15 protein-coding genes are annotated in these 15,082 nt (G+C 62.8%); 7 read left to right on the plus strand and 8 right to left on the minus strand.

Going from position 1 to position 15,082, the window contains the following annotated elements; genetic code table 11:
* The first annotated feature begins 397 nt into the window (after positions 1–397).
* Positions 398–1,381 (plus strand): ABC transporter substrate-binding protein, encoded by a 984-nt coding sequence (locus tag JQ609_RS14355; protein WP_212273881.1) that lies wholly within the window; start codon positions 398–400, stop codon positions 1,379–1,381.
* A gap of 72 nt (positions 1,382–1,453) precedes the next feature.
* On the opposite strand, the gene JQ609_RS14360 is transcribed toward JQ609_RS14355, so the two are convergent.
* Positions 1,454–2,662 (minus strand): LLM class flavin-dependent oxidoreductase, encoded by a 1,209-nt coding sequence (locus JQ609_RS14360; RefSeq protein WP_212273882.1) that lies wholly within the window; start codon positions 2,660–2,662, stop codon positions 1,454–1,456.
* A 183-nt stretch (positions 2,663–2,845) separates the two neighbouring features.
* Between JQ609_RS14360 and JQ609_RS14365 the strand changes: the two genes are divergently transcribed.
* Complete coding sequence (locus tag JQ609_RS14365) at positions 2,846–3,955, plus strand: ATP-dependent RecD-like DNA helicase (protein WP_212034344.1); 1,110 nt, start codon at positions 2,846–2,848, stop codon at positions 3,953–3,955.
* A 141-nt stretch (positions 3,956–4,096) separates the two neighbouring features.
* Here JQ609_RS14365 and JQ609_RS14370 read toward each other — a convergent pair whose 3' ends face one another.
* Positions 4,097–5,773, minus strand: a complete 1,677-nt coding sequence (locus JQ609_RS14370) for a caspase family protein (RefSeq protein WP_212273883.1) — start codon at positions 5,771–5,773, stop codon at positions 4,097–4,099.
* 263 nt (positions 5,774–6,036) lie between these two features.
* Between JQ609_RS14370 and msrA the strand changes: the two genes are divergently transcribed.
* From msrA to JQ609_RS14395, 5 genes are all read left to right on the plus strand, one after another.
* A complete protein-coding gene (msrA, locus tag JQ609_RS14375; RefSeq protein ID WP_212273884.1) occupies positions 6,037–6,756 on the plus strand; it encodes a peptide-methionine (S)-S-oxide reductase MsrA in 720 nt (239 codons plus the stop codon).
* A gap of 24 nt (positions 6,757–6,780) precedes the next feature.
* Positions 6,781–7,185: a peptide-methionine (R)-S-oxide reductase MsrB gene (msrB, locus tag JQ609_RS14380; protein WP_212207280.1), complete on the plus strand. Its 405-nt coding sequence runs from the start codon at positions 6,781–6,783 to the stop codon at positions 7,183–7,185.
* 254 nt (positions 7,186–7,439) lie between these two features.
* On the plus strand, positions 7,440–7,814 hold the full coding sequence (locus tag JQ609_RS14385) for a hypothetical protein (RefSeq protein WP_249127984.1): 375 nt from the start codon (positions 7,440–7,442) through the stop codon (positions 7,812–7,814).
* A gap of 268 nt (positions 7,815–8,082) precedes the next feature.
* Positions 8,083–8,247, plus strand: a complete 165-nt coding sequence (locus JQ609_RS14390) for a DUF3309 family protein (protein ID WP_212207279.1) — start codon at positions 8,083–8,085, stop codon at positions 8,245–8,247.
* Positions 8,248–8,482: 235 nt separating this feature from the next.
* Positions 8,483–8,767, plus strand: a complete 285-nt coding sequence (locus tag JQ609_RS14395; protein ID WP_192737574.1) for a hypothetical protein — start codon at positions 8,483–8,485, stop codon at positions 8,765–8,767.
* A gap of 68 nt (positions 8,768–8,835) precedes the next feature.
* Here the strand turns inward: JQ609_RS14395 and JQ609_RS14400 are convergent, their stop codons facing one another.
* From JQ609_RS14400 to JQ609_RS14425, 6 genes are all read right to left on the minus strand, one after another.
* Positions 8,836–9,372 carry a DUF4112 domain-containing protein gene (locus tag JQ609_RS14400; RefSeq protein ID WP_212273885.1) on the minus strand — a complete coding sequence of 179 codons (537 nt, stop codon included), beginning with the start codon at positions 9,370–9,372 and terminating at the stop codon, positions 8,836–8,838.
* 189 nt (positions 9,373–9,561) lie between these two features.
* The gene (locus JQ609_RS14405; protein ID WP_312014856.1) at positions 9,562–10,998 is read right to left on the minus strand and encodes an allophanate hydrolase; all 1,437 of its coding nucleotides are present in this window, start codon (positions 10,996–10,998) and stop codon (positions 9,562–9,564) included.
* Positions 10,999–11,048: 50 nt separating this feature from the next.
* Positions 11,049–11,837: an ABC transporter permease gene (locus tag JQ609_RS14410; RefSeq protein ID WP_212273886.1), complete on the minus strand. Its 789-nt coding sequence runs from the start codon at positions 11,835–11,837 to the stop codon at positions 11,049–11,051.
* Positions 11,838–11,865: 28 nt separating this feature from the next.
* A complete protein-coding gene (locus JQ609_RS14415) occupies positions 11,866–12,696 on the minus strand; it encodes an ABC transporter ATP-binding protein (RefSeq protein WP_212207276.1) in 831 nt (276 codons plus the stop codon).
* Entirely contained in the window at positions 12,693–13,709 is a 1,017-nt protein-coding gene (locus JQ609_RS14420) for an aliphatic sulfonate ABC transporter substrate-binding protein (protein WP_212273887.1), read from the minus strand. Before JQ609_RS14420 ends, JQ609_RS14415 begins: the two co-directional genes overlap by 4 nt.
* 44 nt (positions 13,710–13,753) lie before the next feature.
* Positions 13,754–15,064: a M20 family metallopeptidase gene (locus JQ609_RS14425; protein WP_212273888.1), complete on the minus strand. Its 1,311-nt coding sequence runs from the start codon at positions 15,062–15,064 to the stop codon at positions 13,754–13,756.
* Between the last annotated feature and the right edge of the window lie 18 nt (positions 15,065–15,082).

Genomic DNA, 15,082 nt, shown 5'->3' on the forward strand with positions numbered 1-15,082 from the left:
TTTTCGGTTCAATCCCCGCGAGACTCCGATCTCGCGCCGTTGATCTGACGTTCAAATGATGCGCGGCAGCAACGCCGTCGTCAATGAAATGGAATTTTGAATGTGAAAGCGAACGGAGAGATAATCTCCACACCGATATCGTCGCGCGATGAAACGGTTTTTGCACGCTCGCAAAATATGCAGCGACCTCGCATCGATTCAATTCTGCTGATCGTGAACAAATTCAAGCCGCGCAGCAGACACCTTTCATTCGCGGGTGAGTAACGAGACGATCATTACCGGTGCATCAAAATATTCAGTCAGCCATTTCATTGACTGCGCGCCTTTCGCTCGTACGCTTGGTGCATCGCTGATTGCGTCATGCAATGCGGCGGATCACACCGGAAAGAACAAAGGCATGAACAAACTCGAATCAACATCGCGCACACGCATCCGCAGACTTGGCGCCACGCTGTTCAGCGTCGCGTTGGGGCTGGCGATGACGGCTTCAGCAATGGCAGCGGACACCGTTACGCTGCGCGTCGGCGACCAGAAGGGCGGCAACCGTTCGCTGCTCGAAATCGCGGGATTGGCGAAGGATCTTCCCTACAAGATCGAATGGTCGGAATTTCCTGCCGCGGCGCCGATACTCGAAGCCTTGAATGCCGGCGCGCTCGACGTCGGCTACACCGGCGACCTGTCCTTCCTCACCGTCTATGCCACCGGTGCGCCGATCAAGGCGATCGGCGGCACGCGCTCGGATGCTCGCACGCAGGCAATTCTGGTTCGGCAGGATTCGCCGATCAAGACGGCCGCGGATTTGAAAGGCAAGCGGCTGGCGGGAACGCGCGGCGGCTGGGGCCAGTTCCTGATCGACGCGACGCTGGAGAAAGCCGGATACAAGGTCGACGACGCGACCTTTGCGCCGCTCGGACCGGTCGATGCCAAGATCGCGCTCGTCGCCGGCTCGATCGACGGCTGGGCGGTGTGGGAGCCCTACGTGTCCTACGCGACACTGAAGGATAAGGCCCGAATCGTCGCCAACGGCGAAGGCCTGACGCCGACCATCACCTTCATCGTGGCATCCGATTCCGCGATCGCCACCAAACGGGCGGCGGTGCAGGATCTCGTGCAGCGGCTCAACAAGGCGCGGCTGTGGTCGCTGGATCATCTGCCCGAATATGCCAAAAACACGTCCGAGCTGACCAGGCTGCCAGAAGACGTGCTGCTCAGCGCCTACACCGCGCAGAAAACCAGCCCGATCGTGATCGATGCCGGCATCGTCAAGGAAGTGCAGGAAGCCTCCGACCGCGCCACCCGCTACGGCATCCTTTCCAGGACGCTCGATGTCGGCAAGGCCGTCGATCGCAGCTTTACGGCGGCGGCCGCCGGATCGAACTGAGACGAGCGTTTCGACACGAACGAACGGGCCGGCATCGAATGCCGGCCCGTTGCACTTCGCCCGCCGAACCCGCTATCCCGCCGCGGCAACTTTCTGCGGCGCAACGCTGACCGCCAGTTTGCCGTAGCGGTCCTTGAAGGCCTCGGTATCGATCTCCTCGAGCTGGATCGCGCCGCTCATCACGCCGGCCTTCCAGGCCTCGTGCTCGGGATCGCGCTGGAATTCCGGCATCACTTCCCTGGCGAACAGCTCAAGCGAATCACAGATGTGCTCGTGGCTGTTCTTGCCGGCCTGGTTGAGCAAGATCACCTGGTCGATGTGCGAGGAACGAAACCGCCGCAACTTCTTGCGGATGGTTTCCGGCGAGCCGATCAGGCCGCCACGAAGCGCCGCCTCCTGCGCCTCCGGATTTTCGCGCTTCCACTTGTTGTATTCGTCCCACATGTTGACGGTGCCGGGGTCGGGGCGCTGCCGGTTCTGCGACGCGCCGTAATAGCGCAGCGCGAACTGGAAGAAGGTGGCGCCATCGGCACGCGCCCGCGCCTCCTCGTCGGTCTTGGCGCACATGAAGAACGACACCAGCGCCATGTTCGGGTTGATCTCGTAATCGGCGAGTTTCTTCAGCCGCTTGGTGATCGCGTTGTAATAGGCGTGCACCCAGGCGTGGGCCGCTTCCGCGCTGACGAACTGAAAGCCCAGCGCGCCAAAGCCGTTCTCGCCGGCGCGTTCGATGGTCTGCAATTGCGAGCACGCCATCCACAGCGGCGGATGCGGCTTCTGCACCGGCTTCGGCACCACGTTGCGCAGGGGGATGTCGAAATATTTGCCGTGATGCTCGGTGCCGACCTTGGTGAACATCGGAAAGATCGCCGCGACAGCCTCCTCGAACACCTCGCGCTTGGTTTCCATGTCGCGGCCGAATGGCGTCAGCTCGGTGATCGAGGCGCTCTCGCCCATGCCGAATTCGCAGCGCCCGTTGCTGAGCAGATCGAGCACCGCGACACGTTCGGCGACACGGGCAGGATGGTTGGTGGTGAGCTGGAAAATGCCGTGGCCGAGCCGGATTTTCTTGGTGCGCTGGGAGGCGGCGGCCAGAAACGATTCCGGCGACGGCGAATGCGAATATTCTTCCAGGAAGTGATGCTCCACCACCCAGGCGTGGTCATAGCCGAGCCGGTCGGCGGTTTCGAGCTGCGTCAGGGCATTCTGATAGAGCCGGAGCTCATCGCCCTCTTCCCACGGGCGCGGCAGTTGCAGCTCATAAAAGATGCCGAACTTCATGACGTCGCTCCCGATTGTTGTTTTGCGGCAGTGTATTCGCGGCGGGGACCAAGTCCAGCCTCGGGCATGAAACTCCAATTCCGCGCCGCGGAAGCCGGCTTGCATGGAACGCGCAAATGATTAGCTTGAGTTTCCGTTGAGTCGTGGCCGATCACGGCCCGCTCGCCCCTCCGCCGAGACCACATGACCACGTTTACGCCGCATCAGGATTCCGCGCTGAAGGCCGTTGCCGACTGGATGAAGGCAAAGCCCGGCAAGAACGGCACGCCACCGGTATTCCGGCTGTTCGGCTATGCCGGAACCGGCAAGACTACGCTGGCGCGGCACATCGCCGACGGCGTCGACGGCGAGGTGAAATTCGCGGCCTTCACCGGCAAGGCCGCGCTTGTCATGCGCAACAAGGGCTGCGACAACGCCTCCACCATTCACTCGCTGATCTACCGCGCCCGGGAATCCGGCGTCGAGCAGCCGAGCTTTGAACTGTGGGATGACGCGCCGGCCTCGAAGGCGAAACTGATCGTGATCGACGAATGCTCGATGGTCGATGCCGAACTCGGCCGCGACCTGATGTCGTTCGACTGTCCGCTGCTGGTGCTCGGCGATCCCGCGCAGCTACCGCCGATCCAGGGCGGCGGGTTCTTTACCGATTGCGAGCCCGACGCGATGCTGACCGAGGTGCATCGCCAGGCCCAGGACGATCCGATCGTGCGGATGTCGATGGATATCCGCGAGGGCCGCGAGCTCGAAATCGGCCGCCATGGCGAGAGCGAGGTGGTGTCGCGGAGCGAACTCGACCCGGACCGGGTGATGAAGGCCGATCAGGTGCTGGTCGGACGCAACAATACCCGCCGCGCCTACAACATGCGGGTGCGGCAGAAGCAGAACATCGAGGATCCGTTGCCGGTTGCCGGCGACAAGCTGGTCTGCCTGCGCAACAACCGCAAGAAGGGCCTGTTCAACGGCGGCCTGTGGCGGGTCAAGTCGCGCGCGCAGTCGAAATCGAAAATCATCACGATGCGGTTGTCGCCCGATGAGGACTTCGGCCACAAGGTGACCAAGGTCTCCGTGCGCGGCGACTGCTTTGGCGGCGCCATCGAGACCATCCCGTGGGAGCAGCGCAAGCCCTATGACGAGTTCGACTATGGCTATGTGCTGACCGTGCACAAGTCTCAGGGTTCGCAATGGGACGACGTGGTGCTGTTCGACGAAAGCTTTGCGTTCCAGGACAGCCGCGCGCGCTGGCTCTACACCGGCATCACGCGCGCGGCGAAGCGGCTGAGCGTGGTGGTGTAGGCTACTAGATGCTGGCGTTCCCCGGACGCTGCGCAGCGCGAAGCGGTGCGCTGCAGAGCCGGGGTCCATGCCGCACCGTCATTGGGTCCCGGCTCTGCGGAGCAGCGCGAAGAGCGCTGCACCGCGTCCGGGACACGAGACCTACTTCTCCGCCACGAAATAAAAATCTTCCCTGCCCGGCGGCGAGCCGTAGGTGAAGGGCTGTTGCGCGCGCTTGGTCATCGTCCAGACGTCGTCGCGGACGATATCGAACAGTTTCCGCACCTCGACCTTGGGCGTCTTGAGTTCACGCGCCAGCACGGTCGCGAACGGGCTGTTGACGGAATCGCCGTCGAGCGCGGTCTCGCCGTGCTTGGCGGCGTAGACCACCATGAAGCCGGCCTCCGGCTCGATGTTGGAAAAGCCCTTGTTGACTAGCTTCAGCGCAATGGTCCGCTGCATATTCTTTTCGAACGGATTGTCGCGGCAGGCATCGAGTATCACCAGCCGCAGCTTGCGCGCGCCGGAGACCGCAGCGATCAATTGCTCCAGCGCGACGGCTTGCGTCTCCGCATCGCGGTCGGCGGCGAGCTTGGCGTCGGTCGGGATCAGGTAGTTGACGCCACCGATCTCCATGCCGTGACCGGCATAATAGACCACCGCCCAATCGGCTTTTTCGGCTTGCGTCCCGAACTCATGCAGGGCCGCGAAAAATCTGTCGCGGGTGAGGTCCGGCGCCAACGTCACGGTCGCAAAGCCGAGGTCGCGAAGCGTGGACGCGATCAATTTGGCGTCGCGCGCCGGATTGGCGAGCGGCTGCACGTTCTTGTAGGCGCTGTTGCCGACGATCAAGGCGACCTTGCGCGGACCTGATGATGCAGGGGCTGCGGCCGTCAGCGCCGCCAGCCGCTCCTTGGCGAAGCGGCGGGCAATGGCGGCGTCGATATCATCGAACTTGGTCAGGGCCGCGCTCGCCGAGCGATATTCGCTGCGCGCGCCCACGAGGTCGCCGCGCTTTTCGAACACCTTGCCGCGGTTGGCACGGGCGCGGATATTGTTCGGGTTGATCTTGAGCGCCTCGTTGTAATCCTTCAGCGCCGCGTCGAGGTCACCCTTTGCCAGATAGACATTGCCGCGGCTGGTCATCGCATAGACCGAATTCGGCGTGTGACCCAACGCCACGTTGCAATCCGCGATCGCTTCGTCGAACTTCCTGATCTCGGTGTAGGTGATGCAACGGTAGGCCGCGACCTGCGGGGCATCGGGATTGATCTTTTTCGCCTCGGCGAAATCGGCGAGCGCCGCATCATATTGCTTGCGGTACGTCTGCACGCGCCCCCGGTTGAAGCGGTGATTGTAACGGCTGGCGTCGTTGTTCGCGAGCCTGACGGCGGAATCGAGTTCGGTGAGGGCGCGCTGCAGGTCGCCCTGACGCATGAAAATAAGCGCGCGGTTGTTGTAGGGGCTCGAGAAATTCGGCTGCAGCTTCGAGCTCTGCGCGTAGTCGGCCAGGGCCCGTTCGTCCTCGCCCTTGCTGCTATAGGCGAGGCCGCGCATGTTGATGTATCCGGCGTTATCGGGAACCAGATCGATCGCCGCGGTATAGGCAGCGATCCCGCCGTCATAGTCGCGCTTCTTGATCAGCGCCTCGCCGCGAACGGCGAGAGCGCCCGCCCTGGCTTTGGCGGGCATTTTGTTGTCGGCAATGACGGTCTCGCAGGCGGCCAATCTTGCGACCGGTTCCGCATCCTTATTCCGGCAGGTGTCGATATCGCCCGCCGCCTGCGCGGAGCCGGCGGCGACAAGGGTGACGATGACCAGGAAAAAGGCGCGCAACATCAGTGAAACGCTCCGGCGCATGAATTTTGGTCGCCGGAGGCTGCCGGCGGTTCATTGTGGGAAGTTGCGCCGGATTCGGTCAAGCGTGGCCAAACATCGCGCCTAACGTGTTGCGCCGGCGCGGTTTTATTCACGAACTCGTGTGCCGCCGGCCGTAACAAAATGAGCCCTTGCCCGTATCTCGGCGTATCGGAGGGAGCTGCGCCGATTGCGAAACGCGGCTCCCGCTCTAAACTGCCTTCCAACAGCACCAAGAGGAAACCATGTCCCCTCGCCGATTCAGCCGCCTTTCGCTGTGCGCCGCCGCCATCGGCGCGCTCGCCATTGCCGCGTTCGCCGTCACCCCCTCGCGCGCCGCGGAAGAAGCCGTGATCATCCCCCCGCCCGCCGCCGACGTGCAGCCGGCCGGCGGCCTCCAGACCGCGGTCCTTGCCGGCGGTTGCTTCTGGGGCGTCCAGGGCGTGTTCCAGCACACCGCGGGCGTGGTCAACGCCGTATCCGGTTACGCCGGCGGCACCAAGGCGACCGCCGACTACAATCTGGTCTCGATGGGGACCACGGCGCATGCGGAAGTGGTCGAGGTCAAATACGACCCGAAGAAGATAAGCTACGGCAAGATCCTGCAGATCTTCTTCTCGGTCGTGCACGATCCGACCCAGCTGAACCGCCAGGGCCCGGACACCGGCACGCAATATCGCTCGGCGATCTTCACCACCAGCGACGAACAGAAAAAGGTCGCGGAGGCTTATATCGCCCAGCTCAACGCCGCCAAGGTCTACAAGAAGCCGATCGTGACCAAGGTCGGCCCGCTGGAGGCGTTTTATGCGGCTGAGGCCTATCACCAGGACTACATGACGCGGCACCCGAACCAGCCCTATATAGCCTTCAACGACATCCCGAAGGTCCATAACCTCAAGAAGATCTTTGCAAGCGACTATCTCGACAAGCCGACGCTGGTCAGCAGTGCGAAGGCCAGCAACTGAGGGACCAAATTCAAAGGAGACTCCATGTCCGACACCAAGACCAAGGTCGAGAAGAGCGAGGCCGAGTGGCGCCGCGAGCTGACGCCGATGCAGTATGCGGTGCTGCGCGAAAAGGCGACCGAGCGGCCGTTCTCCGGCGAATACGAGCATGAGCACCGCAAGGGCACCTATACCTGCGCCGGCTGCGGGCAGACGCTGTTCGAATCCGATGCCAAGTTCGATTCCGGCTGCGGCTGGCCGAGCTTTACCGCACCCGCTGTCGACAGCCATGTCGACGAGGAACGCGACATCAGCCACGGCATGATCCGCACCGAGGTTTTGTGCTCGAAATGCAATGGCCATCTCGGCCACGTCTTCGAGGACGGCCCCGGCCCGACCGGCCTGCGCTACTGCATCAATTCGGCCGCACTGAAGCTGCAGCCGAAGTAGCTTCAGTCGCCGTCGTGCCCTTCTCGTCATGCCCGGGCTTGACCCGGGCATCCATCGAGAAGAAGCATTCCTTAAGGTGATGGATTGCCGGGTCAAGCCCGGCAATGACAGTGGTCGGTCTAAAGGCCTCTTTATCTTCAATTCCATTCGAACTCATTTCCCACCCCGTGCGACCAAGAGCTGGTCGCGCGGGGTTTTTCATTTTTCAGGGGTGCTTCTCCGGTTTGCCCGGCGCGCAAACAAGGAAAGTTCAGATGCAATTATCGAAACGTCTGCTGCTCGGTCTCGGCGCAGCCACCCTCATCATGGAGAGCGTTGTGATCCAGCCCGCTTTTGCCGCCGACAAGGTCTCCCTGTTCAAGGTCATTACCGCGAAAGATGAAATCGTCATCGGCATCGCCGAGGACGATCTGGCGCAGATGGACGGCAAGAACGCCGGCGGCATCGCCAAGATGCTGGTGGCCAAGGGCTCGATGAGCGTCTGGCGCTACGCCGTGCACAAATCGGCCTCGGGCAACCTCGAACAGGCGCCGCTGCACAAGATCGGCCTGCTCGCGTCGGACTCGCTGCGCGTCGAGCCCTATGCGACACCGCTGAAGGTGCTGCCGATCGACGAGACGAAGAAATGATCTCCTTCCTTCGCCCCCTGTGGGAGAAGGTGGCGCGAAGCGCCGGATGAGGGGTTTGCATCCGCGGAGACAGACCCCTCACCCGTCTCGAATGAGCTGGCGGTCATTCGATCCACCCTCTCCCACAAGGGGAGAGGGGAAGAAGCGCCAGCGGCAATGACACTCTCCCAAGGTTTCGGCGGAGCGAGGACTCGCGGCCTGGAGTATCCTTTGCTCCGGGCCGCGGGGCGTTTTCACCTGACGCCGGCCACGCTTTCAGGAGGTCGCGATGTCGCTGGGCACGATCCTGATCATCATCCTGATTATTTTCCTCTTAGGCGGCTTCTCCGGCCGTTTTCGCGGCTATGGCTATGGTCTTGGCCATTCCGGCATGGGGCTTGTCGGGGTGATCCTGATCGTGCTGATCATCCTGGTGCTGCTCGGCAAACTTTAGGCGCCGTAACCAATTGAAATAACAGGACTTATTTCGGTCCGAAGCGGGCCCAAAGCCAGCCATGCGCAGATTCAGCATCACCCCCGATCTGCGCATCAGGAGTCGCATTTCTGTCAAACAGGCTTATATTGGGGGTCGAAATGACGTGCACGGCGCGCCGCCCGGGATAGCGGCCCACCGTCATCCAATCCCCACTCGCTCGACGAACGAGCCAAAAAGATTGAGGTCACAAACCATGCGTCCATTCAGCTACGATACCGCTGCCGAACTGTTTCCTGCCGCGATCCGCAAGAAGAAGCGGGCTGGCTTTGCATATCGGCGTTTTGGCACCGCGGCCGAAGCGGTTCGCTTCGCGATCGAGGAGCTGCCGGCGGACTCGCTGAACGGCGCCTATCTGCAGGTCGAGGAAGCGCGCTTCGACCAGAGCGGCATCCGCACGCTCTATGAGAGCGAGGCCTTCCCGCTGACGCGCCGTCCCCGTGCGCCCGCCGCGACCGAGACCAACGCCGACGCTGCGTAACAGCAAGCTTTCGAGCTGTCTGCCCTCGGACGATGTCCGGGGGCATTTTTTCGCGCGTGTGAAGTTGATTACTGCGGTTGCTTGTCGAGCCAGCGCTTGAGCATCCGCACGTTGCGAACGTTGGCGCGGAACATGACGTCGAAGGCGTCGCCCGCGACCGGCACCAGGCCGACCACGCCGTCGAGCGCGACATTGGCCAGCATCCGCGTCGTGATGTGCCAGGGCGCGCCGAGCGCGCGCGCCTCGCGCACCAGCCACAGCGAAATCGCGGTCGTGATGATGTCACCGACGACAGGGATCAGCCCGATCAGGCCGTCGATGCCGTAGCGGATATTGGTGCCCGGTACGATGAAGGCGACGTCGAGCAGTTTCGAAATCGCTTCCAGCCGCGCCAGCCGCTGCTCGCGGGTGAGATTGCCGAACGGGTTGGCGCTGGAATTCCCGAAGTCGATCCGGAAACCCTCGAACTGCCCGCGCAGGCTCTCATCGGGGATTTCGCGCCCCTCCTGGTCGATCACAGGCCCACGGCCCTTCGCGCGCCCCTGCGAGGGACGTTCGGTGCGGGCGCTGTTCGGCACAAAAATATCGTCGTTTGACATGGTCATCAAATGGTAACGCAAAAGGCGTGCGCAAGTTGCGTCAAATTATCGCTTTCCCCTTGCGCCCTGTGGCATCTGAGGTCTGGGCCACATACTCCGTCATTGCGAGCCACCGGGTCGCGCGAACGCGCGCCCGATGACAGGCTCCGCGAAGCAATCCCTGTGGCGGCACCGCAAGAATGGATTGCTTCGTCGCTACGCTCCCTTGCGCAAACGCTTCGCGTTTGTCGCAGGCGATGACGGCCGCCGCGAAAGAGCGGCCTCGAAACTGCGTGCCATTGCGCGCAACGTTCCATCTTCGCCGGCGCGTCCGGCAAAACACAGGGCTGACGGCAGTCCGTCCTGGCGCGTCACACCCGGCACTGATACCGCGCAAAGATCGAGTGGATTCACGAAATAGGTGTAAGTGCCCATGATGGTATTGCGTCCCATCGGTTCGGCCAGCATCTCCTCGATGGTGAAGATGGTCGGGATCGTCGGCACGACCAGCGCAGCGAACCCCGCAAGGCTGTTCGACGCCACGCGCTGCAGGCGCTTGACTTCATAGAGCGTCTGGAACGCGTCCTTGGCGCTAAACGCCAATCCGGGCTCTATCGCCGCCCAAACCGCCGGATGAATGGCATCGCGCCGGTTGGCGATGACGTCGCCATAATCACAAAGCCGCTCGGCCACCATCGCCGACTGGAACACCAGCCGCCCCGCTTCCTCAAACGGATCGAAATCGATCTCGGTCAGCGAGAACCCGAGCGCGACGAGCCGGTCGAGATTGGCCTCGAAGGTGTGCGCCGAATCCGCGTCACCAAAGAAACGCAACTGGCTCTTTCTTGGGGTCGCGAGCGCCTTTAGCGAAGGCGCTTTGGCCGTCACGTCGATCCGCCCGGCATCCGGACGGCTGAACGGGTCGCGGCTGTCATGAGCTGCGATCAGCTCCAGAACCTCGTAAGCGTCCGCAATGCTTCTCGCGAAGATCGGAACGCAATCGAGGAAGCGGTTGTTGTAGAGCAGTCCACGCGAACTCACGAGACCGATCGTGGGCTTCAGACCGACGATCCCGTTACAAGCTGCCGGCACGCGCCCCGATCCACCGGTGTCGCTCCCGAGCGAGAATGCGACGATATCGCGCGCCACCGCGACCGCAGATCCCGAGCTGGATCCGCCCGGGATGTAGTTCGGATGTATCGCGTTACGGCAGAGCGGCTCCGGACTGCGTGTGCCATTCAGTCCCGTTGCAAACTGATCCATCGTGTTCTTGCCGATGAGAACAGCTCCCGCCTGCTCGAGGAGTTGGACCGCGTGAGCCGTTTCCTCCGGCATGATGGAGAGGCCCGGGCAATTGCTCGTTGTGACCATGCCCGCGGCGTGAATGTTGTCCTTGACCGCAAAGGGCACGCCGAGCAGCGGGAGACTCTCGCCGCCGTCGGCGCGCCGTTGCAGCGCATGAGCGCGCGCAACGGCATCTTCGGGCGGCACAAGCGCGGTGAAAATACCGTCCCCAACCACGGCCTGCGCGCGCCGGCAGGCTTCAGCGACCAGATCATCCGCACGCGCGCCCGCCCGGCGGGCCTCGCGAACAGATTTCAGGTTCAACGGAATTGCCGAAAGGTCCGACATGGTCGGCGCGGAACATGCCACGGTGGGTTTCCTCTAAAAAAGCAGGCGAGTTCGTTGGAAGGCCGGCGAAATCAACTCTTGCCTTCCCAGTGCACGATGCGCCGCGCGAGATAGGCAATGCCCCGGTCACTGATCAGACCGATGAGGCCGATCAGAATGATGCCCGCAAAAACATAGGTGGTACGGAAGAAGCTGCTCGCATCGAGGATCACAAAACCAAGCCCGCGATCGCCGCCGAGAAGTTCGGAGGCGACCAGGATCGTCAGCGCCGTGCCCATGGAGATGCGCAGGCCAGTCATGATCTGCGGGAAAGCGGAAGGCAGCACGACAAAGCGAAATGTCTGCCAGCGGCTGGCGCCCATCGATTGCGCCGCCCGGAGCGCGTCGAGGGCGCAGGAGCGCGAGCCGGCTTGTGCGTTCACCATCATGATCAGAAAGACCGAAAGGAAGATCAACAATATCTTGGATAGTTCCCCGATGCCGAACCACAGGATGAACAGCGGAATGAGGCCGAGCGGCGGAATCGGCCGAACGAGTTCGGACGGCACGATGAAAAGCGCATCGATGGCCGGAACACGTCCGCGCAGCAGCCCCAGCGTAATACCGAGCACCGAGCCGGCCACAAACGCGATACCAACCCGCCAAAGGCTGGCGCCGATATGCGTCCAGATTCCGACGCCGGAATAACCGCGCTGAATCATGTCGAGGAAGCTTGTCGCGACCGCTGCCGGCGACGGCAGGATGGTCGGCGGCACGGCGCCCTGCATCGTAACAAAGGTCCAGAGCAAGAAAATGGCGAGCGGCGAGAGGATCGCGAGCGCCACATACTGGCGCCGTGCCTTGAGCGCGGTGGAATTCATGCAAAACCCTCACGGCGAATGAAAACGGTCAATGGCGCATCTTCCGGTAGATCATCTCGCGCAGCCGAATGAACGACGGATGCAAACGGTTCTCGCCGGTATCACGCGGCGACGGCAGATCGACTGCGAACTCGTCGAATGAGCCGTCCTTCAGATCGGTGAGCAGAAAAATCCGGTCGCCGAGGAATACCGCCTCGTCGATGCTGTGGGTGACGAAGAGAATCGTGCAACCGGTGCGCTCGCGAATGCGCAGCACCTCCTCCTGCAACACTTCCCGTGTCTGCACGTCGAGGGCGGAGAACGGCTCGTCCATCAGCATGACTTTTGGCTTCGCGGCGAGCACGCGGGCAAGCCCGACCCGCTGCCGCATGCCACCTGAGAGCTGGTAGGGATAGGAATTCTCGAAGCCGGAGAGGCCGACCAGCGCCGCCATTTCTTCCGCGACCTGCTGGCGCTCCGCCTTCGGGCGGCCGGCGCAGCGCAGGCTGAAGGAAATATTGTCCGCAACTGTCATCCAGTTGAACAGTGCGGCAGCCTGAAATACCACGCCGCGATCCGGACCCGGCCCGGCGATCTCGCGGTTGTCGATGAACGCGACACCTTCGGTCGGCTGGAGGAAACCCGCCACCAGGTTGAGTATCGTCGTCTTGCCGCAACCGGATGGCCCGAGCAACGCGACGAGTTCACCGGGGCGGATAGCGAAGGAGACGTTGCTCATGATCGAGCGGCGGTCATACTCGAAACCGACGCGCTCGAATTTGAGCATCGGCTTGACCGCAGCGGACGCGCCGGTTTCGTCCGCCGCCAATCCCACGGTCTTGTCAGGTACGATGCTCAAGACGCGGGCGCCCGTGTTCATTTGAGGCTCGCACGATAGGCCTGAACCGGCTTGGTATAAAGCAATCCCGACCAGTCGGTGGGGGCGGCCTGGATGCGTTTCTCCTCGACAAGAAAGGCCGCAATGCCCTGCAGATGCTTGCCGAGCCGCGAGTTCGCTTCCTGGCCCGGAGGTCCCATGAAATCGGCCGTCAGAATTTGCTCGAAGGTTGGATGGGCTGCACCCTGCCCCTCGATGAGCTTGTCGAACTGTTCCGGAGCCATGTCGACCCGCTTGGCCTCATACTGACGCACCTCGGCCGGCTTGGCCTTGTAGTCCTTCTGGGCCTGGTCCCAGATCTTCAGGAAAAGCTGCACGGTTTCCGGGCTGCCGTCGGTGAACGCTTTCCGCGCGGCCCAAACACCGCCGGTAATCATGCCGAGACTTTTTGTCGTCGCGATCGGCTTTGCGCCGGCACGCTCGATGGCACTGACATTCGGCTCCCACACGAAGGCGGCATCGATCTGCCCGGCCACATAGGCCGGCGGCATGTTCGCCGGCGTGAGGTTGATGAGGGTGACGTCGGTTGCTTTCAGGCCGGCTTTCTCGAGCGCCCGCAGCAAATGGTAGTGGCTCGTCGATCCCGTGGCGACGCCAATGCGCTTGCCCTTGAGGTCGGTCAGTTCCTTGATGCCCGAAGCGGGATTGGCCGCAAGGCGCACGTTGGTGGCGTCGATCCGCTCCATGAACAGGATCTGGATCGCAAGACCGTTGGAGTAGCCGGTGACCGCGGGGAATTCCCCCATCCATGCCAGATCGACCTCGCCTGCCGCAATGGCTGGAAGCATTGCCGGGCCGGCCGGGAACTGCGCGGTCTTCACGTCGAGGCCGCCAGCCTTGAACAGTCCGGAGCCCAACGCGTAGGAAAGGATGACGTTGATCTCACCGGTCTGGAATCCGATTCTGATCGGCTTCAGATCCTGGGCTGATGCCGCGCCAAGCGGGGCGAAGGCGATACTGGCGAAAAGCGCCAACCACCGGGTCAGGCGGGTCATGGGTCGTCTCCTTTGCTGAGCGGAATGCGTGAGCGGGCGGGCAGTCATGCGACGGCGCCGACGAGGTCGAGAACCGTGAGCGCGAGGATTTTCGTCGCCGCGACCGACTTGCCGATGTGGATGTATTCGTTGATCGGCGGCCAACCGTCCTCACCAGGACCGAAGGTGATGGCGGCACGTCCCCGCTCCGCGAACCGGATGGTGTCGTTGAAGGCGTTCTTGCGATAGATCGCCGGCGCTTCGCCGTAAATCCGCTTGTAAGCGCGCCCGAGCGAGGCAGTGGGATTCATATTCTCGTCCTGCTCCAGCGTGCCGTCGACGAACAGCGCACCGGGATAAGGCCGCGCCGTCGCTTTCAAGTCCGGATCCCTGGCGGTCTCGGCAGCGATCACGGCCTGCACGTCCGCCATCACGCTGTCGGGCGTCATGCCGGGCAGGATGCCGACGACTGCGATCACCGCACGGGCGATGTCGGGCGTGAACTGCATCTCCCGCTTCACGCCGCCCTGCACCCGGACCAGCGCCGTCATCGGCCGCGTGCCTCCCGCAATTCTCGCGGGCGTATGGGTGAACGTCATGGTCTCCAGCGCCGTGAGCAGCCGCACCATCTTGGCGACGGCGTTGACCCCGGTGTCAGGCCTCCAGATGTGAGTCTTGACGCCGTGGGTTTCGATCTCGACCAGGAAATTTCCGCCGTTGGCGACCGCAATGCCCATGCCCGATCGGCCGTCAGGTTTGGTCCAGCCGGTCGGCTCGCAGACGATGGTGTAATCGGCATCGAGCCCGCATTCGTCCAGCAGAAAGATCGAACCGTCGGGGCCGTTCTTTTCTTCATCCGCGGTGTAGACGCATTTGAGCGTACCGCGCAGCTTCACGCCGGCTTCGCGGATGGCGCGCGCGGCCAGCAACGTGCATGCAAGGTTGCCTCGCGTGTCCGATGTGCCCCGTGCGTAAAGCCTGTCGCCATGGCGGGTCGGACGAAACGGATGGCCACCGGTCATCGTCCAGGCATTCCAGTCGCCTGCCGGGTAGGTGTCGAGATGATCGTTGAGAATCAGGGACGGGCCGCCGCCGGTGCCTTCAAGGATTCCAACAACGTTCGGCCGGCCCTCGCGCTTGGTCGGGAACGTGACCGCAAATCCCATCTCCCGCAGCTTGCCGGCGATGAAGAGGGCCGCGCCCTCTTCCCGCGCCGGCGCCTCGTCCGGATCCAGCGGGTTCTCGGCTTCCGGCTGGCCGGCGGGAACGAGTTCGCAGGTCAGATCGAGCCAGGCTTTTTCGGTGATGCGATCGAGCACAAGCCGCTCAATCTCGGTAAGGCCGTCCTGCTCAATCACATCCACCGTCGTCTGCATGGCTGTCCCCTGGCTTCT

The organism is Bradyrhizobium sp. AUGA SZCCT0169, from assembly GCF_018130085.1.
In the GTDB taxonomy this organism is placed as follows: Bacteria; Pseudomonadota; Alphaproteobacteria; order Rhizobiales; family Xanthobacteraceae; genus Bradyrhizobium.

Bases quoted from the DNA above. Each gene is read 5' to 3' on its own strand.
- msrB (WP_212207280.1), top strand. From the start codon at position 6,781: ATGTCCGACACCAAGACCAAGGTCGAGAAGAGCGAGGCCGAGTGGCGC.
- JQ609_RS14385 (WP_249127984.1), top strand. From the start codon at position 7,440: ATGCAATTATCGAAACGTCTGCTGCTCGGTCTCGGCGCAGCCACCCTC.
- JQ609_RS14410 (WP_212273886.1), bottom strand. From the start codon at position 11,837: ATGAATTCCACCGCGCTCAAGGCACGGCGCCAGTATGTGGCGCTCGCG.
- JQ609_RS14360 (WP_212273882.1), bottom strand. From the start codon at position 2,662: ATGAAGTTCGGCATCTTTTATGAGCTGCAACTGCCGCGCCCGTGGGAA.
- JQ609_RS14415 (WP_212207276.1), bottom strand. From the start codon at position 12,696: ATGAACACGGGCGCCCGCGTCTTGAGCATCGTACCTGACAAGACCGTG.
- JQ609_RS14420 (WP_212273887.1), bottom strand. From the start codon at position 13,709: ATGACCCGCCTGACCCGGTGGTTGGCGCTTTTCGCCAGTATCGCCTTC.
- JQ609_RS14355 (WP_212273881.1), top strand. From the start codon at position 398: ATGAACAAACTCGAATCAACATCGCGCACACGCATCCGCAGACTTGGC.
- msrA (WP_212273884.1), top strand. From the start codon at position 6,037: ATGTCCCCTCGCCGATTCAGCCGCCTTTCGCTGTGCGCCGCCGCCATC.
- JQ609_RS14365 (WP_212034344.1), top strand. From the start codon at position 2,846: ATGACCACGTTTACGCCGCATCAGGATTCCGCGCTGAAGGCCGTTGCC.
- JQ609_RS14395 (WP_192737574.1), top strand. From the start codon at position 8,483: ATGCGTCCATTCAGCTACGATACCGCTGCCGAACTGTTTCCTGCCGCG.
- JQ609_RS14390 (WP_212207279.1), top strand. From the start codon at position 8,083: ATGTCGCTGGGCACGATCCTGATCATCATCCTGATTATTTTCCTCTTA.
- JQ609_RS14370 (WP_212273883.1), bottom strand. From the start codon at position 5,773: ATGTTGCGCGCCTTTTTCCTGGTCATCGTCACCCTTGTCGCCGCCGGC.
- JQ609_RS14400 (WP_212273885.1), bottom strand. From the start codon at position 9,372: ATGACCATGTCAAACGACGATATTTTTGTGCCGAACAGCGCCCGCACC.
- JQ609_RS14425 (WP_212273888.1), bottom strand. From the start codon at position 15,064: ATGCAGACGACGGTGGATGTGATTGAGCAGGACGGCCTTACCGAGATT.